This window comes from Chenggangzhangella methanolivorans, from assembly GCF_019797865.1.
In the GTDB taxonomy this organism is placed as follows: domain Bacteria; phylum Pseudomonadota; class Alphaproteobacteria; order Rhizobiales; family Methylopilaceae; genus Methylopila; species Methylopila methanolivorans.
In genome coordinates this window covers 2,030,124-2,055,979 of record NZ_CP081869.1, presented here as the reverse complement: position 1 = coordinate 2,055,979, position 25,856 = coordinate 2,030,124, and the positions used below count along the sequence as shown (strand labels likewise).

The 25,856-nt window shown below is 62.7% G+C and carries 16 protein-coding genes and 6 pseudogenes; 14 read left to right on the top strand and 8 right to left on the bottom strand.

Features of this window, described 5'->3' with window-relative positions:
* Nucleotides 1–24 precede the first annotated feature (24 nt).
* The 6 genes from K6K41_RS10715 to K6K41_RS10690 all read right to left on the bottom strand — a co-directional run bounded on the left by K6K41_RS10715 (nt 25) and on the right by K6K41_RS10690 (nt 5,652).
* Nucleotides 25–471, bottom strand: a complete 447-nt coding sequence (locus K6K41_RS10715; RefSeq protein WP_261405024.1) for a hypothetical protein — start codon at nt 469–471, stop codon at nt 25–27.
* Nucleotides 472–601: 130 nt separating this feature from the next.
* Nucleotides 602–1,813, bottom strand: coding sequence for an MFS transporter (locus K6K41_RS10710; RefSeq protein ID WP_261405023.1), 1,212 nt, complete (start codon nt 1,811–1,813; stop codon nt 602–604).
* 127 nt (nt 1,814–1,940) lie between these two features.
* A complete protein-coding gene (locus K6K41_RS10705; protein ID WP_261405022.1) occupies nt 1,941–4,187 on the bottom strand; it encodes a xanthine dehydrogenase family protein molybdopterin-binding subunit in 2,247 nt (748 codons plus the stop codon).
* Nucleotides 4,188–4,197: 10 nt separating this feature from the next.
* Nucleotides 4,198–4,644 (bottom strand): (2Fe-2S)-binding protein, encoded by a 447-nt coding sequence (locus K6K41_RS10700; protein WP_261405021.1) that lies wholly within the window; start codon nt 4,642–4,644, stop codon nt 4,198–4,200.
* A gap of 17 nt (nt 4,645–4,661) precedes the next feature.
* Nucleotides 4,662–4,862, bottom strand: coding sequence for a hypothetical protein (locus K6K41_RS10695; RefSeq protein ID WP_261405020.1), 201 nt, complete (start codon nt 4,860–4,862; stop codon nt 4,662–4,664).
* Nucleotides 4,863–5,001: 139 nt separating this feature from the next.
* Nucleotides 5,002–5,652: a response regulator transcription factor gene (locus tag K6K41_RS10690; RefSeq protein ID WP_261405019.1), complete on the bottom strand. Its 651-nt coding sequence runs from the start codon at nt 5,650–5,652 to the stop codon at nt 5,002–5,004.
* A gap of 452 nt (nt 5,653–6,104) precedes the next feature.
* Here K6K41_RS10690 and K6K41_RS10685 point away from each other — a divergent pair, with 452 nt between their 5' ends.
* The 8 genes and pseudogenes from K6K41_RS10685 (at nt 6,105) to K6K41_RS10650 (ending at nt 14,795) form a co-directional block, all read left to right on the top strand.
* Nucleotides 6,105–7,595 (top strand): PAS domain-containing sensor histidine kinase, encoded by a 1,491-nt coding sequence (locus K6K41_RS10685; protein ID WP_261405018.1) that lies wholly within the window; start codon nt 6,105–6,107, stop codon nt 7,593–7,595.
* A gap of 130 nt (nt 7,596–7,725) precedes the next feature.
* Nucleotides 7,726–8,451, top strand: coding sequence for a cysteine hydrolase family protein (locus K6K41_RS10680; protein WP_261405017.1), 726 nt, complete (start codon nt 7,726–7,728; stop codon nt 8,449–8,451).
* Nucleotides 8,452–8,498: 47 nt separating this feature from the next.
* A pseudogene (locus K6K41_RS10675) lies at nt 8,499–9,688 on the top strand (HlyD family secretion protein).
* Between the two features lie 11 nt (nt 9,689–9,699).
* Nucleotides 9,700–11,282: pseudogene (locus K6K41_RS10670) on the top strand (DHA2 family efflux MFS transporter permease subunit).
* A gap of 106 nt (nt 11,283–11,388) precedes the next feature.
* Nucleotides 11,389–13,113 (top strand): ubiquinone-dependent pyruvate dehydrogenase, encoded by a 1,725-nt coding sequence (poxB, locus tag K6K41_RS10665; protein ID WP_261405016.1) that lies wholly within the window; start codon nt 11,389–11,391, stop codon nt 13,111–13,113.
* A 147-nt stretch (nt 13,114–13,260) separates the two neighbouring features.
* Nucleotides 13,261–14,029: pseudogene (locus tag K6K41_RS10660) on the top strand (alpha/beta fold hydrolase).
* Between the two features lie 108 nt (nt 14,030–14,137).
* Nucleotides 14,138–14,302: a hypothetical protein gene (locus tag K6K41_RS10655; protein WP_261405015.1), complete on the top strand. Its 165-nt coding sequence runs from the start codon at nt 14,138–14,140 to the stop codon at nt 14,300–14,302.
* A gap of 40 nt (nt 14,303–14,342) precedes the next feature.
* Nucleotides 14,343–14,795 (top strand): hypothetical protein, encoded by a 453-nt coding sequence (locus K6K41_RS10650; RefSeq protein WP_261405014.1) that lies wholly within the window; start codon nt 14,343–14,345, stop codon nt 14,793–14,795.
* 532 nt (nt 14,796–15,327) lie between these two features.
* Here the strand turns inward: K6K41_RS10650 and K6K41_RS10640 are convergent.
* Nucleotides 15,328–17,017 (bottom strand): annotated as a pseudogene (locus K6K41_RS10640) (FAD-dependent oxidoreductase).
* Nucleotides 17,018–17,122: 105 nt separating this feature from the next.
* Nucleotides 17,123–18,073, bottom strand: a complete 951-nt coding sequence (gene tehA / locus K6K41_RS10635) for a dicarboxylate transporter/tellurite-resistance protein TehA (RefSeq protein ID WP_261405012.1) — start codon at nt 18,071–18,073, stop codon at nt 17,123–17,125.
* Between the two features lie 425 nt (nt 18,074–18,498).
* Between tehA and K6K41_RS10630 the strand changes: the two genes are divergently transcribed.
* The 6 genes and pseudogenes from K6K41_RS10630 (at nt 18,499) to K6K41_RS10610 (ending at nt 25,856) form a co-directional block, all read left to right on the top strand.
* The gene (locus K6K41_RS10630) at nt 18,499–19,011 is read left to right on the top strand and encodes a Dps family protein (protein WP_261405011.1); all 513 of its coding nucleotides are present in this window, start codon (nt 18,499–18,501) and stop codon (nt 19,009–19,011) included.
* 126 nt (nt 19,012–19,137) lie between these two features.
* Nucleotides 19,138–19,800: a cation:proton antiporter domain-containing protein gene (locus K6K41_RS29410; RefSeq protein ID WP_315855173.1), complete on the top strand. Its 663-nt coding sequence runs from the start codon at nt 19,138–19,140 to the stop codon at nt 19,798–19,800.
* Entirely contained in the window at nt 19,752–20,771 is a 1,020-nt protein-coding gene (locus tag K6K41_RS29405; protein WP_315855172.1) for a cation:proton antiporter domain-containing protein, read from the top strand. Before K6K41_RS29410 ends, K6K41_RS29405 begins: the two co-directional genes overlap by 49 nt.
* A 270-nt stretch (nt 20,772–21,041) precedes the next feature.
* Nucleotides 21,042–24,123 (top strand): annotated as a pseudogene (gene fdnG, locus K6K41_RS10620) (formate dehydrogenase-N subunit alpha).
* 10 nt (nt 24,124–24,133) lie between these two features.
* Nucleotides 24,134–25,101, top strand: a pseudogene (fdxH, locus tag K6K41_RS10615) (formate dehydrogenase subunit beta).
* Nucleotides 25,098–25,856, top strand: a complete 759-nt coding sequence (locus K6K41_RS10610) for a formate dehydrogenase subunit gamma (RefSeq protein WP_261405010.1) — start codon at nt 25,098–25,100, stop codon at nt 25,854–25,856. Before fdxH ends, K6K41_RS10610 begins: the two are co-directional and overlap by 4 nt.

Genomic DNA, 25,856 nt, shown 5'->3' with positions numbered 1-25,856 from the left:
ACGCCCCGACACCTGGCTCATCGATCAGCCTTCGTTGCGGTTCGATTCCCACGACTGCTGACGATCCCTCGGCTGACCGGCGCGGTCGCCCTTCATGAGGATCTCTCGGGTCTGGCTCATGGGGGCGATGGCGCGGCCCTTGAGCGCCCCATTGGCGCGCTCGCCGACGGGATTGAGAGGAACACCTTCGGCGACCGCAGCCGACGCCGCGTAGCCGGTAATCGTGTATCGGGTGACCGGACCGTCGTTGGCCTTGTCGAGCGTCTTTCGATCGTAGATCGGGCGCGGCGCGACGGTCAGCGGCAGACCGCGGGCGTAGGCCACCGACGCTGAGTATCCGGTGATGGTGTCCTGGCTGACACGATCGGTCGACTTGACGGTGATTTCCTTCAGTCTGGTCGTCGCGGCTTCAGCCTGGAATGCGGTGGCGGCGGCGATAGCGATGCCGGCGGCGTAGATTGCGAGCTTCATAATACTTCTCCTCTTGGCGAAGGAACCGCTGGCTCCGATGCGGAGAAGGTAAAAAAATCTGCCTTCAACATTAATTCTACTTCGATATGGATAGAGTTATACGGATGTTTGGCCGTTTGATGCGATCGATTTACGTGGCGCGAATGGCCGCTCGCTTGCCGACCTGATCGAACAGGATCGCCAGCAGCACGCAGAGCGCTCCGGTCAGGCCCAGAGCGGTTACGCTGATCTTGTCGACAGTCACGCCGCCAAGAAAAGCGCCCAGCGCAAAGCCCGCATACTGGAAGCTGGCGTTCAGCGAGAGAGTGATCGGCGCGTTGCCGACGCCTCCGGCCCCGATGAGGTGAGACTGTTGAGCAGGGAAGAACGCCCAGGCGCTGAAACCCCAGACTGCGACCAGCGACAGCGCGACCACTAGATGAGGTCCGGCGGCCCATTCTGCGATGGCGGAGAAAAACAACAGAGCAAGCATGAGGGTGGGCAGGGACATCGCCACTACCCAGCCACCACCGAAGCGGTCCGCCGCTCGGCCGCCGATCGCCAGGCCGATACAGGCCGAGACCCCCCATAGAAACAAAACGGGGCTGACCTGATCATGCCCAAGGCCTGCAGTCTTCAACAGGAGCGGAGACACGTAAGTGTAGGCCGAGTAGGTGCCTGCAGCCCACAGGAAGGTGGCGAACAATCCAAAGGTGACGGATGCGTCGCGGAGCGGCTTCGCACGCTCCCGCAACGTCATGGCTTTCGGTGTGCCTCCAGCGTCCTTGGGCAGACCGATCGCAAGACCCGTTGCAGCGATGACAGCCAGGATTGAGACGGCGACGAACGTGACGCGCCAGCCGAGGTGCGCCCCAATGAAAGCGCCCGCCGGCACCCCCAGAGCCACGGCGGCGCTGAGCCCACCTGTGACGATCGCAAGGGCCTGGCCTCGTTTTTCAGAGGGCGCGAGCGCTCCCGCCAGGGCGTTGGCGTTCGGTACGAACAGGCCCGCCGCCATGGCCATCACCAGTCGAGCCACAAGCAGTTCTAAGAAGCTCCCCGCCATGGCCGCCATGACGTTCCCCGCAGCGAACACGAGCATGCAGGCCGTCAGCAAACGCCGACGATCTAGACGCCAGGTCAGCGTTGTCAGGAGCGGAGACGTCACCGCGTAAGTCAGCGTGAAGGCCGAGACCAACAGTCCAGCCGAGCCTACCGTGACGCCTACGTCGCCAGCGATCTGGGGCAAGATCGCCGCAATCATGAACCCTTCCGTCCCGATCGCGAACGCCCCGCTGGACATCCAGTAGAGCGGCACCCTCCAGGCCGGACTGAGCTCGGAAGAGGATTGGGCGATCGCCATTTCTGAAGCCAATCGGATGGAAGCCAATGCAGCGAGCGGCAGCGGTCGAGTAACAAGAAGCAGTCAGCAATGCGCGTCGCCGGTTCTTGGCGACGCGCAGTGAACGAGGTTTGCGGCAAGCGAGCCTTCAAACGCCGGAGAGCTTGGTCTTCGAAATCGGCAAGCTACGGATCCGCTGACCGGTCAACGCCGCGACAGCGTTGACGACCGCCGGCGGAACGCCGGGCAAGCCCGGCTCTCCGATGCCTCCCATCGGTTCGCCGCTTTCGATGATCCCGACATGGACGGCCGGCATGTTCTCCCGGCGAAGGATTTGATAGGCGTCGTAGTTCTTCGCCTCGCGAACGCCATTCTCGTAGACGACCTGCTCGAACAGGGCGGTCGAGAGGCCTAGCGCCGCGGCCGACTCGACCTGAGCCTTCACGATCGCCGGGTTCACGATCGAGCCGGGATCGATGACCACCCAGATGTTGTGCACCCGCGTGGAACCGTCCTCGAGCGACACCTCGGCGATCGTCGCGGTCTCCGATCCGAAGGGCGACGCCATGGACACGCCTCTGGCGCGCTTTCCGCCTTCGGCTTCATACGGGCCACGTTTCCATCCGCCTGATAGATCTGCGACCGCCTGAAGAAGCTTTTTCTGGCGTGGCTTGTCCTTGAGCAGTGCAAGCCGGAGCTCGAAAGGATCCTTGCCGCCCGCCAGGGCGATCTCGTCCAGAAAGCCCTCGTAGAAGAAGTCGTTCATCGAGTGGCCGACCGACCGCCAGAAGGCGATGTTGACCGGGTGAGCCAGCTTTACGAACTCCATCTTCCGGTTCGGGATCGCATAGGGCTTCTCGACGACGCCCTCCACCGCGGAGCTGTCCACCGGCGTGTTGAACAGCGCGCCGAACCAGCGTCCGATCGGACCCTCTCCGACTGTCCGCGCCTCGATCGCGGTCGGATAGCCATCCGCGCCGAGCGCGGCCCGGAAACGGGTATGGCTGAGCGGCCGCAGGGCGTCGTTGAGGAACTCCTCCTCACGCGACCACAGCACCTTGACCGGCCTTCCCGTCGCCTTCGCAAGCAGGATCGCCTGCTGGAAGGGATTAGATGGGCCGTACATGAAATGCCGCCCAAAAAAGCCGCCGAGCATCGGCGAATGGACGATCACCTGGTCAGGCTGGATGCCGGCAGTCTTCGCGGCCGTCGCTTGAAACAGTTCCGGCATCTGGTTCGGCAGCCAGATTTCCAGCTTGCCGTCGCCGTTGAAGCGCGCGATCGCGGAAGGCGGCTCCAGCTGCGCATGCGCCAAGTACGGCGCGTCATATTCAGCCTCGATGACCTTTGCGGCGCGAGCGAACGCAGCCGCGGCGTCTCCCTCGCTTTCAGCCGGCAGCGCCTCCGACTTCGATCCCTTCAAAGCGTCGAGCATGCCCTGAGATGAGAAATCCGCGGCGATCGTGTCGATCCCCGTCGGCTTGGGCGATGTCCACTGGGCCTTAAGCGCCTCGACGGCTTTGCGGGCGCGCCACCAGCTGTTTGCCGTGACCGCCACTGCGCCGGGAAGAAGGTGTATCGAATGCACGCCCGGCATCGCCTTCACCGCAGCCTCATTGTCGAGAGCTGTCGGGTTCGATCCGAAATGAACGGCGTGCTGAACCGCGGCGTAAAGCATGCCGTCGACCTTCTGGTCGATGGCGTAAATCGCCTTGCCCGTCGACTTGGCGCGAACGTCGAGGCGGGCTATCGGCCGCTTGATGTAGCGGAACGTCGCCGGATCACGCAGGACGACGTCGTCCTTCGGCGTGAGCAGAAGCGCCTTGGCGGCGAGTTCGCCATAGCCCACGGTGCGGCCGGAGGCCTTGTGGACGACCTTGCCGTCATCGGTCTCGAGTTCAGAGGACTGAACGCCGAGCCGTTCTGCGGCGGCGCGGATCATCATCTCTCGAGCCGTCGCCCCAAGCCGGCGCATCGGCGCATAGCTCGATCGGGTCGAGAAGCTGCCGCCGGTCATGCGGATTCCGTTCACGAGCGCATAGTCCGGTCCGGGCGGCGCACATTCGACCTCGAAGCGCGCCGGGTTCACATCGAGCTCCTCCCCGACGATTTGCGCGATGCCGGTGTTGATGCCCTGTCCGCCCTCGACGAAGGGGCTGAGCAGCTTCACCGAACCGTCTGGCCGGATCTCCAGAAAGGCCGGAACTCGAGTTCCCGGCTTCGGCGGGATCGCGGCCGCGCCTTCTTCTGCTTTCGCTCGGCCGAGGGGGAGAGCGACTCCGAGCAGCAACGCCCCGGCGGAGCCGAGGAAGCCGCGCCGGGACATGTTCGCGACGCCGGATTGCGGCAGGAGCGGCGTCACGGCGGAAAGGTCGAGGGGAGCGATCGCGTTCATGTCGCCGTCCTCACGCCGCCGCCTGCCGCACGGCCGCGGCGACCATGTTGTAGGTTCCACAGCGGCAGAGGTTCGACATCCCGTAGAGGATGTCCTCCTCGGTCGGCTTCGGAGTTTCCTTGAGGAGCGCCGTCGCAGCCATGACCTGACCGGACTGGCAGTAGCCGCATTGCGGCACCTGCTGCGCCACCCAGGCCTCAACCACCTTGCGCCCGACCTCGTCCTGCTCGATCGCCTCGATCGTCGTGATCTTCGACTTGCCGACACGACTGACGGGAAACTGACAGGAACGCATCGCCTGATCGTCCACGAGCACGGTGCAGGCGCCGCACTGTGCGATGCCGCAGCCATACTTCGTGCCGGTCATGCCGAGCGTGTCGCGAAGCGCCCAGAGAAGCGGGGTTTCCGGTTCAACGTCGACGGTGTGGCTCTCGCCATTGATGGAAAGCGTGATCATTGCGCTCGTTCCTTCGATCAAGCAGCCGCACGCGTCACGACCCGAAGACGGGTCGATGATCTGCGGGTTGAGGTGCCGGAAAGAGCATCCGGCTGGCTTTCGGGCTGATCAGTTCGACAAGTCGTGTGCTTGCGAGGCGCGCCTGGATTGCTGGCGACGAGGATCGACATCCGATCGTTCCAGATCAAGGCAGCCTGAACATCCGTCGTGTCGAACATGTCATCCCCCTTGGTGACCTGGGGGAGGATCGAACTTAGTTGGCGTGCGCGTAAGAATACGTGCGTAGCGAGGCCCCATACGTTGGTATGGATCTAATCTGCACGACGCTTGGACGACGCAGATCCGTCGGCCTGCAGATCAATAGGTTGCAGCGCCGGCTCCGCCCAGGGCTTCCGCCATACGAACGAGGTCGGCAAGAGACCGCGCCGCCATCTTCTGCATGACATGGCCGCGGTGGATTTTGACGGTGATCTCGCTGAGCCCGAGTTCCCCGGCCACCTGCTTGTTCATCAAGCCACGTGTCACGAAGGTCATCACCTCTCGCTCGCGAGCGGTCAGCGTGTCATGGCGCGCGCGCAGATCCTCCTGGGCGCGGACAGTCTCGCGGCGCACGCGGTCTCGCTCGATCGCGGTCGAGACTGCGTCAAGCATGTCCTGATCACGGAATGGTTTGGTCAGGAAGTCGATGGCCCCAGCCTTCATCGCCCGGACGCTCATTGGGATGTCGCCATATCCAGTGATGAAGATCACCGGAGCCTGGAAACCAGCGCTGGCGAGCTGGCTTTGAAAGTCGAGGCCGCTGACACCGGGAAGCCGAACGTCGAGGACCAGACAGGTCGGCGCGTCCGGCAGCTTTGCTTCGATCAGATCGCTGGGCCGTTCGAAGAGTTCAGTCCGCAAGCCTACCGATCGAAACAGACTGCTCATCGCAATACGGATCGACTCGTCGTCATCGACAACGATAACCGTGGGCTCTGCAGGTGCTGACGGCGTCTTTTTGGGGGGCATCGCCAGGATCCTTTGAGTTCCGTCTCGGTCTACGGAGGCCGGAAGGCGCCTGACAGCCGCCAAGCACATACGCCGTCCGGCGCTGCGCCTCCGTGGCGCTACCGTCATGTCCCAGCCGACGGCGCGCAACTATCCCGACGTATGTGTTGCTCGAACTCGTGAACTGGATCCGTGTCCTCTTTGAGCTAGCAGAGGAGGCCGTCGTAAATTCTCGGTTCGAATGGCGCTCGGCCTAATGCGCTCATACGTGCGTATGCTTGAGGCGTCATCTAAGGCGGGATTTTATGCTGCTTCCGATGGTTAGCTGCGAAGAGCGGTTGATCAAGCACGTCCATCAATAGGTTTGCGGGATTTCCGCGCCGGAGCGCCCCACGGTCGTGCAAGTTCAAGCCACCTCTACGCAGCGCGGGAATGACTACCCATTCCGCGAGAACCCGGTCGTGATGCGAGCGATGGCGCTCGTACTCGGCAGCGCGATCTTTGTGGTCGACACATTCACGCCTCTCGAGGGGGCTGTCGCCGTTCTCTACGTCCTCGTCGTGCTAATCGCGGCCCGGTCCGGACTGACAGACGACCTTTTCATAGCAAGCGCCTGCGTCGTGATGCTGACGGTCGTCGCATATCTCTGGTCGCACGGCCCGGCGCCGACCAGCTCTTCCTTGATGCGGGCTGGCGTAAGCCTGGCCGCGATCGGCATTGCGAGCGTTCTCGCCTACCGAAACGTCATGGCGACCCAATCGCTGCTGAAAGCCAACGACGCTCTTCGAAAGAGCGAGCAGCGCTATCGCCGAATGTTCGCCACGAGCCGCATTGGGGTGCTCGAAGAGGATTGGTCGCCTCTGCGACGCATGCTCGACGGGTTCGACTTCAGGACGACGGCCGAGCTTGCTCGGCATATCGGCGAGCATCCGGAGATGATCGCTGAAGCCAAGCGGTTTCCCCAGATCGTAGCTGCGAACCCCGAGGCGCATCAGATGCTCGGGAAGGCGCCGGACACCTCGAGCCTGGGCTCGATCGATCGGCTGTTGGCGCCGACCGACCGGACATTTGAGGGCGCATTACTGGCGTTCGCTTCTGGAGCGCCTTCGTTCGAGGGTGAGACCGAAATCTTGCGCTCGGACGGCAGCACCATTCCGGTGCTGTTCAGTCTAACCTTTCCGAACGGTTCGGACGAGGATGCGGTGCTCGCATTCATGATCGACATCTCGGAGCGGAAGCACGCACAAGAGGCAATGCTGGCGGCGCAAGCTGAGCTTGCTCATGCCGCTCGAGTGGCGACGCTTGGAGAACTGACGGCGTCGATCACGCATGAGGTGAACCAGCCGCTGACAGCCATCGTGACCAGCGGAAACGCAGCCCTTCGATGGCTCAATCGTGACGAGCCCGACCTTCCTGAGGCCATCGCATCGGTGACCCACGCTGTCTCCGAGGGCAAGCGGGCCAGCGCGATAGTTCATCGGATCCGAACCTTCCTCACCAAGACGCCGATCGAACATGCCCCGTTGGATCTCCGCGAGGTCTTGAACGACGCGGCTCGATTGGTCGAACGGGACCTTTCGCAGCACAACGTGGTGCTTCGGTTGGCGATCGCGCGAGACCTGCCCGCCGTTTCCGGCGACGCAGTGGAGCTTCAGCAGGTCGTGGTGAACCTCCTTCTCAATGCTGCTCAAGCGATGTCGGAAACCAGGGGACGGCGGGTCACGACCCTGACCGCGTCCCGGTTGGCGGATGGAGTTCAGGTGGTGATCGCCGACAGCGGGCCGGGCATTTCCGGAGATCTGGAGGACCTTTTCCGGCCCTTCTTTACGACCAAGGCCAACGGAATGGGCATGGGCCTCGCGATTTGCCGTTCGATTGTGACCTCTCACGGTGGTCGGCTCTGGGCGAGCTCAGAGAAAGGCGAAGGCGCCAAATTCCACTTCGTTCTTCCGAAAGCAAATTAGTCCAGATCACGGCGTTGAATGCATGCATATGCCGTCACCTATACGACAGTATGTTGCTTGATTACCGAAGTGCGATTTTAGATTTTGTTAGAGAGCGCAAGACTGCTCCGGCATTCAACGGAGCGCTCAGATGCCTGCTGCTTCTACGCCAGCCAAATACCTTGATCCGGTCGATCCGGCGCTGCCGAAAGTCGACGTCACCCTCGAACTGCCACGAACAGCGCTGGTCGTAACCGATCCGCAGATCGACTTCTTGAGCCCTAAGGGCGCCGCTTGGGGAGCGTTCGGAGAAAGCATCACCGAACTCAATACCGTCGAGAATCTCGGCCGGGTTTTTGAAGCCGCAAAGCGCGCCGGGATCGAGGTCGTGATCTCCCCGCACTACTACTACCCGTTCGATCATCGGTGGGACTTCGCCGCGACGGGCGAAACGCTGATGCACAAGCTTCGGATGTTCGATCGTCGAGACCCCCTCTCGCTTGAAGGGTTCGACGGCTCCGGCGCCGACTGGATGCCGGAATACAAGCCCTACATCGAAGACGGCAAAACGATCGTCTGCTCGCCGCACAAGATCGCCGGCCCGCAGACCAACGACGTCGTTTTCCAGCTTCGGAAGAAGAAGATCGATCAGGTCATCCTCGCCGGGATGGCCGCGAACTTCTGTGTGGAGTCGCATCTCCGCGACTTCGTGGAGAAAGGATTTGAGGTCGCTGTCGTGCGGGACGCCACGGCGGGGAGCAAGCTTCCCGAGGGGGACGCCTATCTCGCCGCGCTCGTGAACTTCAGATGGTTCGCCAACGCCTTATGGAGCGCTGACGAGGTGATCGATCGCCTCGCCGCGAAGGGCGCGTCCTGACGGGTTTCTGATCACCGCACCTAAGCGTGGAATGCGTGAGGCGCAGCATGACGCAGCACCCAAGTCAGTTGGACGTAGAGCGCGAGATCGGTCGCCGCGAGGCTGTCGGCGACTTGGTGATCTCAAGCGCTAACAAGCCTGAAGCAACTGAGCGTGAACAGGGCGGACAGGCGAACCGAGGAGGGCTGCGCAAGCTCCTCATCGGCACGCTGGCGGTCGCAATCGTCGCCGGCGCGTCATGGTTCGGCTGGCGTTACTGGACGGTCGGCCGCTTCCGCATTTCGACCGACGACGCCTATGTTCAGGCGGACAACGTCGCCATCGCACCACGCGTTGCCGGTCACCTCGTCGAGGTCTTCGTTGGGGACAATGAGCCGGTCAAAGTCGGCCAAGCGCTCGCGAAGATCGACGATCGCGATTATCTCGCTGCGCTCGACCAGGCTCGCTTCGATGTCGCGACTTCGAAGGCGGTCATTACTGGCAAGAGGGCGGCGATCGAAACGCAGCGGTCCGTGGTCGACGCGGCCAAAGCGACGGTCGCCGTCGACGAGTCCAACCTGATCTTTGCGCGACAGGAAAACCAGCGCTACGCGGATCTCGCCAAGACCGGCTACGGCTCACTGCAAAATGCGCAGAGTGCGGCGGCTCGCATCTCGGGCGCTCAGGCGAGCCTCGCGCGGACACTGCGAGCTTGGCTTCCGCAATCAAGCAGATCGATGAGCTCAAGGCCGATCTAGCGCAGGCTCAGGCGAAGCTCGGCCGCGACGAGGCCGTCGAGCGTCAGGCCGTGCTCAATCTTGGTTACACGAACATCGTCGCGCCGGCCGACGGGGTGGTCGGCAATCGCACGCTACGGGTCGGGCAATTCGTACAGCCAGGCACTCAGTTGATGTCGATCGTGCCCCTGCATGCCGTGTACGTCGTCGCGAATTACAAGGAAACGCAGCTTACTGAAGTGGTCGCGGGACAGATGGTCGAGATCGAGGTCGACATGTTCCCCGGTCGCGTGTTCCGGGGGCGCGTCGACAGCCTGTCGCCCTCGAGCGGCCAGACTTTCGCGCTGCTCCCGCCCGACAATGCGACTGGCAACTTCACGAAGGTCGTCCAGCGCATTCCGGTCCGCATCGCGCTCGACGACGACGCGCGGGCGTCGGGCGAGCTCCGGCCAGGCATGTCGGTCGAACCCAGCATCGACGTGTCGGCGCGACCGTCCGCGCGCGCCACGGCGCCGAATTGAGCGCTCCGGCGATGTCCGCAGCCTCCGCCACCTTCGACGCGCCGCCCGTTCGCGAGACCGCCAGCGTCCGGGAATGGATCGCGGTCTCGGCCGCGATGATCGGCGCGTTCATGGCGATCCTCAATCCAGATCACCAACGCGTCGCTGCTCGACATCGAGGGCGGCATCGGCACCGGCATCGACAACGGCGCCTGGATCTCGACCTCTTATCTAATCGGCGAGATCGTCGTCATCCCGCTGACCGACTATCTGAGCAGGGTCTTCTCGTTCCGCCGCTACATGCTGACGAATGCAATCCTGTTTCCGCTGTTCTCGATCGCCTGCGCTTTTGCGCACGACCTCGGGACCATGATCGCACTGAGGGGCCTTCAGGGCTTTGCGGGCGGCGTGCTTATCCCGATGGCCTTCACGATGATCCTGACCAGACTGCCGAAGGGCCAGCAGCCGATCGGGCTTGCGATGTTCGCACTTGCCGTAACCTTCGCGCGCGATCGGGCCGACGATCGGCGGCTACATGACCGAGAACTATGGCTGGCAATCGATCTTCTATGTGAACGCGGCCCCCAGCCTGGTGATGATCGTCGCGCTGTTCGCCACCCTCGACCGGTCGCCGATGCGCTTGGAACTGCTTAGGGAAGGCGACTGGCTCGGCATCGTCACAATGGCGATCGGCTTGTCGGCGCTCCAGACCGTCTTGGAGGAGGGCAACAAGGACGACTGGTTTGCATCGCCGTTTATCTTCCGGCTCGCCGTCGTTGCGGCGGTCTTTCTCTCAGCTTTCATCGTGATCGAGTTCACGGTGAGCAAGCCGCTCGTCAATCTCAGGCTACTCAGGCAGCGCAACTTCGCGGTCGGCGTCGTCTCGAACACGCTGCTCGGATTCGCGCTTTTTGGATCGGTGTACCTGCTTCCGCAATATTTGGGGCAGGTCCAGCGCTACAATGCGGAGCAGATCGGGCTCGTCCTGGCGTGGACTGGCCTGCCGCAACTCCTGATCATCCCGTTCATTCCGCTGATGATGAAGCATTTCGACGTGCGGGCGATCGCGTTTGTCGGCCTTGCGCTGTTCGCGCTTAGCTGCTTCATGAACGTCCAGCTTTCAGCAGACAATTCGGGCGACGAGTTCCTGATCCCGAACATCATACGCGCTGTCGGGCAAGCCCTGGTCATCACTCCGATCAGCGCGATCACAACCGGCGGCATAGCGCCGAAGGATGCGGGCGCGGCGTCAGGGCTTTCAAACATGCTGCGCAATCTCGGCGGCGCAGTAGGCACTGCAGCGCTCGCGACCGTCATCACCAAGCGCGAGCAGTATCACTCCAACGTCATCGGACAGTCGGTGAACATCGGGCGGGAGGAAGTCCGGCAGCGCATCGATCAACTGAGCGCATATTTCATGTCCCACGGGGATAGCGATCATGCGGCGGCGACCGGAAAGGCGATTGTGACGATCGGCCAAATCGTCCGGAAGCAGGCGCTCATCCTCGGCTTCGGTGACGCCTTCGCGGTCGTCGGCGCGCTGCTGGCGCTCGCCGCAATTTCCGTGTTGTTCGCCAGGCGACCTTCGGCCGCCAAGCCGGGTCAGGCGCACTGACGAACAGCGGCGCTGGCGGCGCCCCTGGCGGCCGCCGGTGCATTTCCTTTCGAGAGGCGTGACGCAGTTACGCGCCAGCCTCAGCCACGATTCACGGAGATGCGGAATGGCCCAGACGATCGCCGACCTTCTGGTCAAGACATTGGCGAACGCCGGCGTCAAACGCATCTGGGGCGTCACCGGCGACAGCCTGAACGCCATGAACGACAGCCTTCGGCGGCTGAAGTCGATCGACTGGATGCATGTCCGGCACGAGGAGGTCGCGGCCTTCGCGGCCGGCGCCGAGGCAGCGCTCACCGGCGAGCTCGCGGTCTGCGCGGGAAGCTGCGGACCCGGCAACTTGCATCTCATCAACGGGCTCTATGACTGCCACCGCAACCACGTGCCGGTGCTGGCGATCGCGGCCCACATCCCCTCGAGCGAGATCGGACTGGAATACTTTCAGGAGACGCGGCCGACCGAGCTGTTCCGCGAGTGCAGCCATTTCTGCGAAATGGTGCAGGACCCCCGGCAGATGCCGGAGATCCTGCATCGCGCGATGCGGACCGCGATCGGCCAGAAGGGCGTCGCGGTGCTGGTCATCCCGGGCGACATCGCGCTGAAGCCAGCGCCAGGGGCGGCGCGCTCCGACTGGTCGAAGCTTTCCGAGCCGCGCCTGTTACCAAACCTGGCGGACGTCGATGCGCTTGCCGAGCTTCTGGACGGCTCGTCCGCCGTGACCCTGCTCTGCGGCGCAGGCTGCGCCGGCGCCCATGACGAGGTCGTGGCGCTCGCCGACGCGCTTGGGAGCCCGATCGTCCACGCGTTCCGCGGCAAGGAGTTCGTCGAGTACGACAACCCGTTCGACGTCGGTATGACCGGGCTGATCGGCTTCTCGTCCGGCTATCACGCCATGATGTCGTGCGACACGCTGCTGATGCTCGGCACCGACTTTCCGTACCGCAACTTCTATCCGCCCAAGGCGAAGATCGTTCAGGTCGACCGCAATCCCGGCGCGCTCGGGCGGCGGGCGCAGCTCGCGCTCGGGATCGTCGGCGACGTGAAGGCGACGATCGGCGAGTTGCTGCCCAAGATCAAAGCCGGGCGCGGCCGCGGCTTCGTCGACACCGCGCGCAAACACTACGCCGAGGCCCGCAAGGGGCTCGACGATCTCGCGACGTCGGCCGCCAAAGGCAAGCCGCTGCACCCGCAGTTCGTGGCCAAGACGATCGACGCGCTCGCGGCGGAGGACGCGGTCTTCACCGTCGACGTCGGCACCCCGTCGGTCTGGGCGGCGCGCTACCTCACCATGAACGGCAAGCGCCGCATCATCGGCTCGTTCCGCCACGGCTCGATGGCGAACGCCATGCCGCAGGCGCTCGGCGCTCAGGGCGCCTTTCCGGACCGGCAGGTGGTCTCGATGTCGGGCGACGGCGGCTTCGCCATGCTGATGGGCGACCTGCTGACCGCCAAGCAGCTGAAACTGCCGATCAAGATCGTGGTGTTCAACAACGGCACGCTCGGCTTCGTCGAGATGGAGATGAAGGCGGCCGGCTATCTCGACACCAATGTCGCGCTCGAAAATCCCGACTTCGCCGCGCTCGCGCAAAGCGCGGGGATCAAGGGGTTTCGTGTCACGAGCTCCGAGCAGCTGGAGGACGCGCTGAAGGGCGCCTTCGCCCATGACGGCCCAGCCCTGGTCGACGTCCACACCGCGCGCACCGAACTGTCGATGCCGCCCAAGATCGAGATTGAGCAAGCCAAGGGCTTCAGCCTTTACATGCTGAAGGCGATCATCAATGGCCGCGGCGACGAGGTCATGGAACTCGTCTCCACGAATTTCAAACGATGAAATAACGGAAGTCTAGAATTCGCATGTCACTACCTAGACCCACGTATATGTTCGCTTAAGCGAAGATTTGCCTTAACCGGACTGCATACGAGATCTAACTTTTTGCCAAGAAGCGATGTGCGCTTCGTGGACCAAGTGGGGATCTCAATGCGCAAATCGATCGTTGCGGCTGGCGCAGCATTGGCTGCTCTGACCAGCGGCGTTGGCTACGCCAAAGACAAGCCGACCATTGTTCTTGTCCATGGCGCGTTCGCCGAAAGCGGCAGCTGGAGCGGCGTCATCGCGGAACTCGAAGGACACGGCTATCCCGTCATTGCGGCGGCCAACCCGCTGCGCAGCGTCGCGGGCGACGCGGCGTCCGTGGGAGCACTGGTCAAGTCGGTTCCAGGGCCCGTGGTTCTGGTGGGCCACTCATACGGCGGTCCAGTGATCACGGACGCGGCGGCAGGAACGTCGAATGTGAAGGCGTTGGTATACGTCTCAGCCTTCGCGCCGATGTCGGCGAGTCTGCGCTTGGATTGACCGGCAAGTTTCCCGGATCAACCCTGGGTGACACGCTCCACACTGTCTCGACGTCGGACGGTGGGACCGATCTTTTTGTCCTGAAGACCAAGTTTCACGCTCAGTTTGCCGCAGACGTGCCTGCGTCGACTGCGGCGACGATGGCGACGACCCAGCGGCCTGTTTGCGAAAGCAGCCCTTGAGGAGCCGACGAAGCTCGCCGCCTGGAAGACCATCCCAAACTGGTGGATCTACGGCTCGGCCGACAAGAACATCCCGCCTGCGGCCATGGCCTTCATGGCTGAGCGTTCGAAAGCTCACAAGGCAGTGAGAGTTGAAGGCGGATCGCACGCGCTGATGGGTCTCCCATCCGCATGAGGTCGCGCAGATCATCGAAGAGGCGGCGGCGAACTGATCTCGTCTCCAAGTCATCGAATACAACCCATCACCTAAAGACCCAAAAGCATCACGGTGGGCGCCCCTGCTTTGCGGGGGCGTGTCACATGCACGAAGGAGGTTTGCTATGAATGAATTGCTCGAAAAGATTATACAGGCCCACGGTGGCTTCGATCTCTGGAGCGCCCATGACAAGGTCGAAGCGACCGTCGTCAACGGCGGAGGCTTTTTCCGCTTCAAGGGAATGCCCCAGGACACTCTGTCCAGGACGTTTGACAGTCTGGCTTCATAAACCTCGGGTCACGCTCTCGAACATTGGCGCCTCCAACCAAATGTTCGTTTTCACGCCTGAGCGCGTAGCGATCGAAACGACGTCAGGCGACGTCGTCGCCGAAAGGAGCTCCCCCCGGGAAGCCTTCGCGGGCCACCAGATGCATTCGCCGTGGGATCCGCTGCATCTGACCTATTTCAGCGGAGAAGCGTTCTGGACTTATTTCACCGTGCCATTTCTTCTCGCCGAGGAAGGCGTAAGGATCACAGAAGTCGAACCCTGGCAGGAGGGAGCGGAGACCTGGCGTGTGCTTCGCGCTGAGTTCCCCAGCTCGATCGACACTCACAATTACGTCCATGACTTCTTTTTCGGCGAAGATCTGATGCTCCGTCGTCACGACTACAACGTGAACGTCGCCGGCGGTTTTCGGGGCAGCTCAGCTGGTCTCCGATTACGTGAAGGCGGACGGGTTTTCGGTGCCGACAAAGCGTCGAGCCCACACGCGAAGCCCTGATCGCCATCCCATCCCCGAGATGCTCATGGTTTCGATCGACATCAGCGACATCCGGTTCTCGTGAGACAGCGGAACTGACCGACGCGGCACGATCGCCAGAGCGCGGCGCCGACTGGCGCGGCGTCTGGCGATCGACGCGTAGAACTGCGGACGCCGTCAGCGCTTGCGTGCGGCGTCATGTGTCCTGAGACGCGTCCCGGGCGCTCAAGCACGTTAATGGGCCAATCCTGGAGGCGCGGGATCCCTCCCCAATTGGGCTCCGCCTTTCGCCTCCTCCGAGAACGGCAGGGCAGCGTTTCGGCGGAGACGACTGGCGGCGGCATGATGACGACGCATCAGGCGATGTGAGGGATCGCGGCAGGCCCCGAAACTGCACGGCGCGCCCAGCACAACCTCGCATTGGCGAGGATCGGCTTCACACGCCCCTCAATGTCATGCGCTGGCTCCGACGCCTTGCGGATCCGGAGAGAACGGTCGTTTTGACCTCGAAGTCCGTCAAGGTCGCCGCGACGTTGCGGGCAGGGATGGTCGATCAGGCGCGCCGAACGTAGGGGAGCACGGCATCCGCCGGATGAGCCGAGAGATGGGCGTGGATCTGCGCGACCACCGCGGCGCCCTCACCGACCGCCGCGGCAACCCGCTTGGTGGATCCGGCGCGAACGTCGCCAATCGCGAAGACGCCGGAGCGAGACGTCTCAAGGGAGGCTGTTCGGCCACCGGTCTCCCCGGGTTTCGCCTGTCGTCACGAAACCCTTTGCGTCAAGTTCGACGCAATCTGTGAGCCACCCCGTATTCGGATCCGCGCCGACAAACAGGAAAAGGTGCCGAAGGGTCTGCGTCCAGACAGCCCCGCTTTCTCGGTTCTTGAGAACCGCGCAGGTCAACCCGCCGTCTGCAGCACCGGTGATTTCGGTGACCTCGGTGCGGGTGTGCAGTTCGACGTTCTCCAGAGCCGAGATGCGGTCAATGAGATAGCGAGACATCGAGGCGGCGAGGCCATTCCCACGCACGACGAGATGCAGGCGTTTTCACGCGTGACGCTAGGAAGACCGCAGCCTGGCCGGCGGAATTGCCGCCTCCGACCAGAATGACCTCTTCGCCTTCGCACAGCTTCGCCTCGACCGGGGAAGCCCAATAGGACACGCCTGAGCCCTCAAAAACTCAAGGTTCTTGATCTGCGGCCGGCGGTACCGAGCGCCCGAGGCCACCACCACAGTCCGCGCCTGCACAGGATCGCCGGTAGACAGGTCGAGACTATGATAGCCAAAGGAAGGGTAGTTGCATTTGAGAGCCGTCACCTCGGTGGGAATGGCGAGTTCGGCGCCGAATTTCTGAGCCTGATTGTAGGCGCGTCCGGCGAGTGCTTGCCCAGAGATGCCAGTCGGGAATCCGAGGTAGTTCTCGATCCGGGAGGAGGCACCGGCTTGGCCCCCGATCGCGCGGGCGTCAAGGACCAGTACAGACAGCCCCTCCGATGCTGCGTAGACCGCCGTCGCCAGACCTGCGGGCCCGGCCCCAACGACTGCCACGTCGTAGATGCGATCGGGGTCGAGCGTCGGCGTCATGCCAAGGCACAGGGCGGCTTCGGCGTTTGACGGACACTTCAGCACGGTTCCGGTTGGGCACACCAGCACCGGGAGATCCTCTGGAGCAATGCCCAAGCGTTCGACGATCGCGCGCCCCTCGGATGGATCGCCGGCGTTGATAAGTGTTTGCGGATAACCGTTGCGGCCGAGAAAGCCTTGGAGCCGAACAAGGTTCGCTTCTCCAGGTTTGCCAAGCAGAACTGATCCGGCGACGCCGCCTTCGATCAGGCCCACGCGCCGAAGGATGAGCGCCCTCATGACGATTTCGCCGATCTCAGCCGAACCGATCAGCAACGCGCGCAAATGCGCCGGATCGAGCGCAAATGCCAGGCAACCGTCCTTGCCAGCCTTGCCCAGCGCCAACGCCGGACGGCCTGCAAGCTGACTGACCTCACCGGTGAACTGCCCGGCCGACTGAGTGGTGATCGGTTCTTCGCGGCCGAGGCCGTCGCGGCGGATCAGATCAATCGATCCCTCCAATATGACCCACACCGGAGCCGCGGAGCCTATGTTGAAAACCGGCTCACCCGCAGCGAATCTCTGTTCGCCGGAACTGGCGAACCTTTTGACCACCGCCAACTGCGACGAAGTCAGAACAGGAAAGAATTGATGCCTCCGGGCGTCGATCATGCTCATCGTCGCGGACTCTCGAAGAAACGTTTCGGCGCTGCTGGACAGCCTTCAGGCCAAACCAAAGCTTCTGGCTCTGTGACCTGTCGGCTTGGTGCGGGTCGTCGATGATTAGGTCGGGATGGAGGTCAGCGGAGGCTTACCCAGCGACACGCTCTTGGCCACCAGTTTCCCCTGGATCGCAAGGCGGATCGTGCCAATCGCGACTGCGACTACAAGGACGTTCGCCGCGGCGAAGGTCACGGGCGCGATCCAGCTGATCATGCCGCTCTCGCCGCGGGCAAGCAGCAGAAGAGGCGCGGTCGAGAGTGCGGTCGCGCCGAAGGTGAACGCCCAGAACGAGGCGGAGAACCCGCCCTCGCGGATCCACGACATCAACCGAATGAGAACGAGCGCCTGCAGAAGTCCATACCCGATGAGGGCGTGAGCAAAGAACGTCGGGTCACCAGGATAGGCTGAGATGAACGCCACCGCGCCCACGGGGCCGGGCGCTAGCTGAACGCCCATTGTCGGCCTCAGCGGCACGGGCATTTCAGCCGCCGTGAAGAACCGATGGACAATCACAGACTCGATCGCCAGCCATGAGAAGGTGGCCGCGCCGAGCGCAAGCTGGCCCCAGTCGAGATGACCAAAGGCTGACGCAATCGTCGCCGCCACAAAGCCGCCTGCGACGGTCGGGAGGTATAGCACGGGCGTCGACGCCGCCTTTTCGCGCCCGCCCTTCCAGAGCTCACCGGTGCGCCAGACCGCGAAAGCCACAGTCCAGGTTGCCCCAAGAATGAACGTGGTCGCCGCCAAGCCAAAGGCATAGGGCTTAAGCAGTCCAGCCACGAGCATCGTTGCGACACCCGCCAGTCCGATGAAGCAACACTGCACCGGGTGGAAGGCTTCCGTCACCGCGTCACTGCGGGCCGCCAGCCACTTTGCGGCGTAAAGGATAGCTACGACAGCCCAGACCACGATCGCGATTGCTGCCAAAATCTCGCCGACGATTGCGGGCAGCCCCCAGACAGTGTGTGCGACGCGCCATGAAGTGCTGAGACCGGCGAGTCCGAGCACCATCCCAAAGAAGGCTGCGGGAATGACCGGGAGCGAAATTCGACGAGACATCTTCGGGGCCTCCAGTGGCTCGACGATCGACCCCTTCGCCCGACCGTCTGATTGGGGCGCTGAGCCGTCAGGACGGCCGCGACCAGTCCGCCAAATCTGAGCCTCGGCGTCGGCAAAAAGAACCCCACAGTCGTAGGCGAGAGAGATACCTTGGTTCTGTTCTGCCTATACGAAGGTTGGCACGTAGCCCTCGGCCCAAGCGAGACTCCGATCAGTAAACAGGATTGGCCATGCCAAGACAGCGCAGATGGTCTCTCATCCGCGCGTATAGATCAGCCCAACCTACGGGCTAGCTCAGAGATCTCTCAGTTGGATGGCGGAGCCGCATCGCCGCCAACAAACTTCCCTGAACTCGGCTTCGGAGGAAGAGACCTGTCATGTCCAATAGCATCGCAATCTCACGGCGCCGCGCGGCGCTCGACACACCCACGAGACTTGGGGCCGAGGCGCAGCGAGACATTTCCGCCGCACTGACCACCTTGCTCGCGGATATCTTCGCGCTCTACGTCAAAACTAAGAGCTTCCACTGGCACGTATCCGGTCCAAATTTTCGCGACTACCACCTGCTTCTCGATGAGCAGGCGACAGAGATCTTCGCTGCTTCCGACGCAATCGCGGAACGAGTTCGAAAGATCGGCGGCTCGACGCTTCGCTCGATCGGACAGGCCGCACGCATCACTCGTGTCTTGGACAACGACGCCGACTACGTCACGCCTGAGGACATGCTGAGCGAGCTTCGGGAAGACAATCTGAAGCTGGTCACGAGCTTCATGGCGGCCCACGAACTATGCGGCGCCAATCAAGATGTCGCCACCGCGAGCCTGATCGAAAACTGGATCGACGAGGCGGAGCGTCGGGTGTGGTTTCTCTACGAAACCACGCGCCGCTGACAAGGCGCTGCCCCATCGGAACGTCTCGCGTTGGCGGGCGATCGGAACCACGGTCGCCCGCATTTTCCATTGAGCCAACCGCAGCGCTGGTTGAAACGCCCGCGGCTGTCGCGACGAGGTCAGGTGATGGAAACCGTCACAGCTGTGCTCCTTTTGCTCGGCGCAGTTGTCGTCAGTGGTTTCGTCGCGCGGATCCGCGCTGGGTTATTCCCGCTACCGCTGGTTCAAGTTGGGATCGGCGTCGCGATCGACGGCTTTCTGGGGATGGGGTTGTCCATCGATCCAGAGCTGTTCTTTCTGCTCTTTCTGCCGCCGTTACTTTTTCTCGATGGGTGGCGGATCTCGAAAGACGACGTTGTACGCTACCGATCGGTCATCCTGGGTCTCGCCCTCGGACTGGTGGCTCTGACCGTGTTCGGGGTCGGCTATCTCCTGAACTGGCTCGCGCCCGCGATGCCGCTGGGCGTGGCGTTTGCTTTGGCGGCCGTCATTTCGCCGACGGATCCCGTGGCCGTCGCCGCGATCTCCGCACGAGCGAAGATCCCGGAACGGCTCATGCACATTCTCGAGGGGGAGGCCCTCCTCAACGACGCGTCTGGCCTCGTCTGCATGCGGTTTGCGGTAGCGGCGGTCCTTACCGGCGGCTTCTCGCTTGGCGACGCGATCGGTGACTTCGTGTGGCTGGCGTCAGGCGGCTTGGGCATTGGCGTCGTCGTCACGCTGGTGGTGACAAGAGTCAAATGGCTGCGGTCCTTCGGCTGGGCGAAGAGGCAGGTTCTGAAATCCTGATCAGTTTGCTCATCCCGTTTGGCGCGTACCTCGTCGCGGAACGACTTGGCTGCTCCGGCATTCTCGCAGCTGTCGCTGCAGGGGTGACCATGAGCTACGTCGAGCAGACCGGCGTCGTTCTTGCGCTGACACGCCTGCGCAGATCCGCCGTGTGGGACGCGATTCAGTTTGCCGCCAACGGCATGGTCTTCGTTCTCCTTGGAGAGCAGCTTCCGAAGATCATGAAAGGAGCGTCTTCGATCGTAGGGGGCGATGGTTTTCTAGGCGCGATCGAGCTGAGCGCGATCGTCTTGACGGTCTACGCGGCTTTGGTGTCGCTCCGCATCGTATGGGTCTACATATCGATGCAGCTGTTCTTCTACAGTCGAGCAGAGGATCTGCGTCGACACCGGCATCCAAATCCACGATTGGTGTTGGTCGCGTCCTTGGCTGGCGTCCGCGGTGCGGTCACGCTTGCGGGCGTGATGACGCTCCCGCTGGCGACCGCCAGCGGGGCTCCGTTTCCGTCTCGAGATCTGGCGATCTTGCTCGCCGCCGGCGTCATCATCGTGTCCCTGGTCGCGGCGAGCGTCGGTCTGCCGAAACTTCTCAAGAACCTGCGCCTGCCGCCTGAACCCTCCCAGCAGCGCACGGAGGATCACGCACGAACCGTAGCCGCCGACGCAGCGATTGCTGCTATCGCTGGAGCTCTGGAGCGTTTCAGCGTCACTACCGGGAAAGCGGAGGCATACGCTGGGGCCTCGGCGACGCTGATGGCGGACTATCGAGGCAGGATCGATCGGGGCAGCAAGACCGGCGACGAGGCCGCAATGCTGAAGACGTTCGACAAGATCGAGCGCGAACTCCGCTTGATCGGCTACCGGGCGGAGCGGGACGCGCTCTACAGGCTGGCTCGCACTCACGAGATTTCGCATGAAGTCGCCAGGCGACTGGTGAGTGAAGTCGACTTTGCGGAAGCGCGGCAAAGCTGACCCTCAAGCGCTACCCGCTATCGATGGATTGCGAAAGAAGCCAAGGCGCGGTCGCCGCCAGCGCCAGCCGGAGTGTTCGGTCCCCATACCAAGGTATCGCCAAGGGCATTCGTTCAGAGGGGCGCCGAAGCCCTGTGTGTGAATTGCCTGACTTGGAGGTGTTCGAGAAAATGAAGGCGAAAACACTCGTCTCCGCAGTGGGTTACGCCAAAACTTCGATTGGTGGCTCCGGGACGGAAACGTTTTACGTCTTCACGAGCGGATGCGCCGATGACACCAATTTCGCGAAGAGGGTTCCTGGCGGGTTCGGCTGCGGCAGCCGCTGCGACGAGCTTGGAAGCCTTCGGGTTTTCGGAGGCTGAGGCCGCTGTGGCTGCGGCTGTCAAACCCTTCCACCTCACCAACACCACCGAGACACGCAACACCTGCACCTACTGTTCCGTCGCGTGCGGCATCATCGTCTACGCGAAGGGCGATCGCCGCAAAGGCGAGAAGGCCGACATCGTCCACATCGAAGGCGATGCGGATCATCCGACAAATCGAGGCACCCTGTGCCCAAAGGGCGCCGCCCTGCGCGACATCGTAAAGTCCGAGACACGGCTGACCCAGCCGATGGTCAGGCGACCGGGGTCGGATCGCTTCGAGCCGATCTCATGGGACTCCGCGCTAGACAAGATCGCGCGGGCGCTCAAGGACGACCGCGACGCCAACTTCATCGAGAAGAACGAGGCGGGCATTACGGTCAATCGCTGGCTGACGACCGGTTTCCTGGCAGCCTCCGCCACGACAAACGAGACGGCTTACGCGACCTACAAGGTTGTTCGTAGCACAGGAATTCTGGCGTTCGATAACCAGGCGCGCGTCTGACACGGACCGACGGTGGCGAGTCTCGCCCCAACATTCGGTCGCGGAGCCATGACGAACCCCTGGACGGACATCAAGAACACCGATCTCGTCGTCATCATGGGCGGCAATGCTGCCGAGGCCCATCCTTGCGGTTTCAAGTGGGTCACCGAGGCGAAGGCCAATCGTGGCGCGAAACTGATCGTGGTGGACCCGCGCTTCACCCGCTCGGCGTCGGTAGCGGACTATTATGCGCCGATCCGGCAGGGTACCGACATCGCCTTCCTGCTAGGCGTGATCAACTACTGCATCGCCAACGACAAGGTGCAGTGGGACTACACGCGCGCGTTCACCAACGCGTCCTACCTCGTCCAGGAAGGCTTCGAGTACGAGGACGGCCTGTTCACGGGCTATGATGAAAGCAAGCGCGACTACGATAGGTCGACGTGGGAATACCAGATCGGGCCAGATGGCTATGCGGTCGTCGATGAGACGCTTCAGCACCCACGATGCGTCTGGAGCCTCCTGAAGGCGCACGTCGCCGCATACACGCCCGAACTGGTAGAGCGCATCTGCGGAACTCCAAAGGACAAGTTCCTCACCGTCGCCCGGATGATCAGCGAGACGTCATCGCCCGCCAAGGCGATGACGTCGATGTACGCCCTCGGCTGGACCCAGCATTCGAAGGGCGCGCAGAACATCCGCACGATGGCGATGTTGCAGCTGATCCTCGGCAATATCGGCGTCCGCGGCGGCGGCATGAATGCCCTGCGTGGTCACTCCAACATCCAGGGCCTCACCGACATCGGGCTGATGTCGAACATGCTGCCGGGCTACATGAACCTGCCGCTCGATGGCGAGACGACCTTCAATCGGTACATGTCGACGCGCGCTTTCAAGCCGCTTCGTCCAGGCCAGACGAGCTACTGGCAGAACTATCGAAAGTTCTTCGTCAGCTTCATGCGCGCGATGTACGGCGCTGCGGCGCGAGCCGACAACGACTGGGCGTTCGATTATCTCCCGAAACTTGATGTCGCGAACTACGACATACTGCGCGCCTTCGAACTGATGCAGAAGGGGAAGATGAACCTCTACTTCTGTCAGGGGTTCAATCCAATGCAGGCGTTCCCCAACCGAGCCAAGCTCGTCGAGGGGCTCTCGAAGCTGAAGATGCTCGTCGTCATGGACCCCCTTCAAACCGAGACGGCTCGGTTCTGGGAGAACCATGGCGTCTACAACGAAGTGAACACCGTCGAGATCGAGACCGAAGTTCTCCAGCTTCCCACGACGTGCTTCGCGGAAGACGAGGGTTCGCTCGTCAATTCGGGGCGGTGGATGCAGTGGCACTGGCCCGGCGGCTCGCCTCCCGGCTCCGCCCGCACCGACACCTGGATCATGGCGCAGATCTTCGTGCGTCTACGGGAGCTCTATCGGAAGGAAGGCGGCGCCTTCCCGGACCCGATCCTCAATCTCTACTGGCCTTATGCCGATGCTGAGGAACCGACCCCGGAAGAGCTCACCAAGGATGAACGGCTACCTCGTCTCCGAGGTGGTCGATCCCGCTAATCCGTCGCGGATGACTCTGCAGCAGGGGAAGCAGCTCTCCGGTTTCGGTGAGTACCGCGATGACGGCGGCGTCGTCGGTGGCTGCTGGGTTTACTCGGGAAGCTTCACCGAGGCAGGCAACATGATGGCCCGCCGGGACAACTCTGATCCAGACGGCGCGGGGATGTACCTGAACTGGACCTTCGCGTGGCCGGCCAACCGGCGGATCATCTACAACCGCGCCTCGTGCGATCTCGACGGCAAGCCCTGGGACGCGTCGCGCAAGCTTCTGGAGTGGGACGGCGCGAAGTGGACTGGCTACGACGTCCCCGACATTTCGCCGACGGCCAAGCCGCGTGATGTCGGGCCGTTCATCCTGAATGCGGAGGGTGTCGGCCGTCTGTTCGCTCGTCAGCTACTACGCGACGGACCCTTCCCATCGCACTACGAGCCGTTCGAGAGCCCTGTCGCCAACCTCGTTGCCCCAAAGGTGCGCGGTAACCCCGTCGCGCGCGTGTTCGAAGACGATTGGAAGCAGTTGGCGGACATAGGCAGCGCCGATTTCCCCTACGCGGCCACGACCTACCGGCTCACCGAGCACTTCCACTACTGGACCAAAAACAACCATGTGAACTCAGTCCTCCAGCCAGAATCTTTCGTCGAGATCTCGGTCGAACTCGCTGAGGAGAAGGGGATCGCCAAGGGCGATTGGGTGCGTGTCTGGTCCAAACGCGGCGGGCTGTTCGCCAAGGCGGTGGTGACGAAGCGCATCAAGCCGATGCTCTGCGACGGCAGGATCGTCCACGTGGTCGGCGTTCCGATCCATTGGGGCTTCGTCGGCGCAGCCAGAAAGGGCTTCCCTGCGAACGTGCTCACGCCGTTCGTGGGCGACGCCAACATGGAAACCCCGGAGTTCAAGGCCTTCATGGTCAACATCGAGGCCTCGACGGGCCCGGTGGCATAGGAGGCGTAGCTTGTTTCCGCCAATCCCCAATCCGTCCGTCAAGCCCGAAGCCGCCAAGGCGCGCTTCAGCGAAAAGGACCTCGTCCGGCGTTCGGCGTCAGAAATAAAGCCGCCGGCGCAGCGCCTGACCGAGGTCGCGAAGCTCATCGACGTCACGAAGTGCATCGGCTGCAAGGCCTGCCAGTCGGCTTGCCTCGAGTGGAACAATCTTCACGAGGAGATTGGCGTCAATCACGGGGTCTACGAAACCCCATGGACCTGACGCCCAACAGCTTCACGCTGATGCGGTTCACCGAATGGGACAACCCCGAGACCGGCCATCTCGAATGGCTGATCCGGAAAGACGGCTGCATGCACTGCGCCGATCCTGGATGCCTGAAAGCCTGCCCGTCGCCAGGCGCGATTGTCCAGTATTCGAACGGCATCGTGGACTTCATCCACGATAACTGCATCGGGTGCGGCTATTGCATCAAGGGCTGCCCCTTCAACATCCCTCGCATCTCCAAGGTCGACCACAAGGCCTACAAGTGCACGCTCTGCTCCGACCGTGTCGCGGTCGGCCAGGGGCCTGCCTGCCAGAAGGCTTGTCCGACACAGGCGATCGTCTTCGGCACCAAGGAGGAAATGAAGGGCTGGGCTGACTTCCGGATCAAGGACCTGAAGTCCCGCGGATTCGAGCATGCCGGCCTCTACGATCCGCCGGGCGTCGGAGGCACCCACGTGATGTACGTGCTCCATCACGCGGACCGACCGTCGCTCTATGCAGGCCTTCCGGACAATCCCAGTATCTCGGCCGTTGTCCAGGTCTGGAAGGGCGTCACCAAATATCTCGGAATGGCGCTTATGGGCGCGTCGGCGGTCGCCGGGCTCGTGCACTACGCCGTCATCGGCGGGAACAGGGTCACCGAGGAAGACGAGGAGAACGCGGAGCGCCTGCGCAGCCGGCGCGTCAGTGGCGGTGAGGATGCAAGAGCATGAGCGCCGTGGAGAAGGTTGGCTCCCGAGGAACAGCTCAGTCCGGCGACACAGTGACCGACGACTTTCCAATCCGCGTCCGAAGATATGGCGGCCTAGTGCGACTCAATCATTGGGTCACGGCCGTAAGCCTGGCGCTGCTGGCGATCTCGGGGATGGCGCTCTTCACACCGAAGCTGTTCTTTCTGACCGCCCTGTTCGGTGGTGGGCAGATGACGCGGATGATTCATCCCTGGATCGGGCTCGTTCTCGTCGTTTCCTTCTTCCTGCTCTTTGTCCGATTCTGGCGCGCGAACCTGCCGACGATCGCCGACGGCGTGTGGCTGAAGAAGATCATCGACGTGGTTTCGAACCGCGACGAAACGCTTCCCGAACTCGGGAAATACAACGCCGGCCAGAAGTTCGTTTTCTGGTCGATGTCGGCTCTCATCATGGTGCTGGTCAGCACCGGAGTGGTGATCTGGGACCAGTATTTCTCGGGCTTCGTCTCGATCGAGTTGCAGCGCTTCGCCGTGCTCATTCACGCATCGGTCGCGGTGTTCGCGATCTGCGTCTGGATTATTCACGTCTACGCTGCCTTCTGGGTGAAGGGCACATTTGGAGCCATGACCAAGGGCGTGGTCACCGGCGGCTGGGCGTGGCGCCATCACCGCCTGTGGCTCAAGCAGCTGGTTGAGCAGCGCGAGGCGAAGGACGTGGCGTCCGCACTCCCGGCGTCGGCCGATCCTTCAATCCCGCACTCCCGCTCGCAGGCCTAA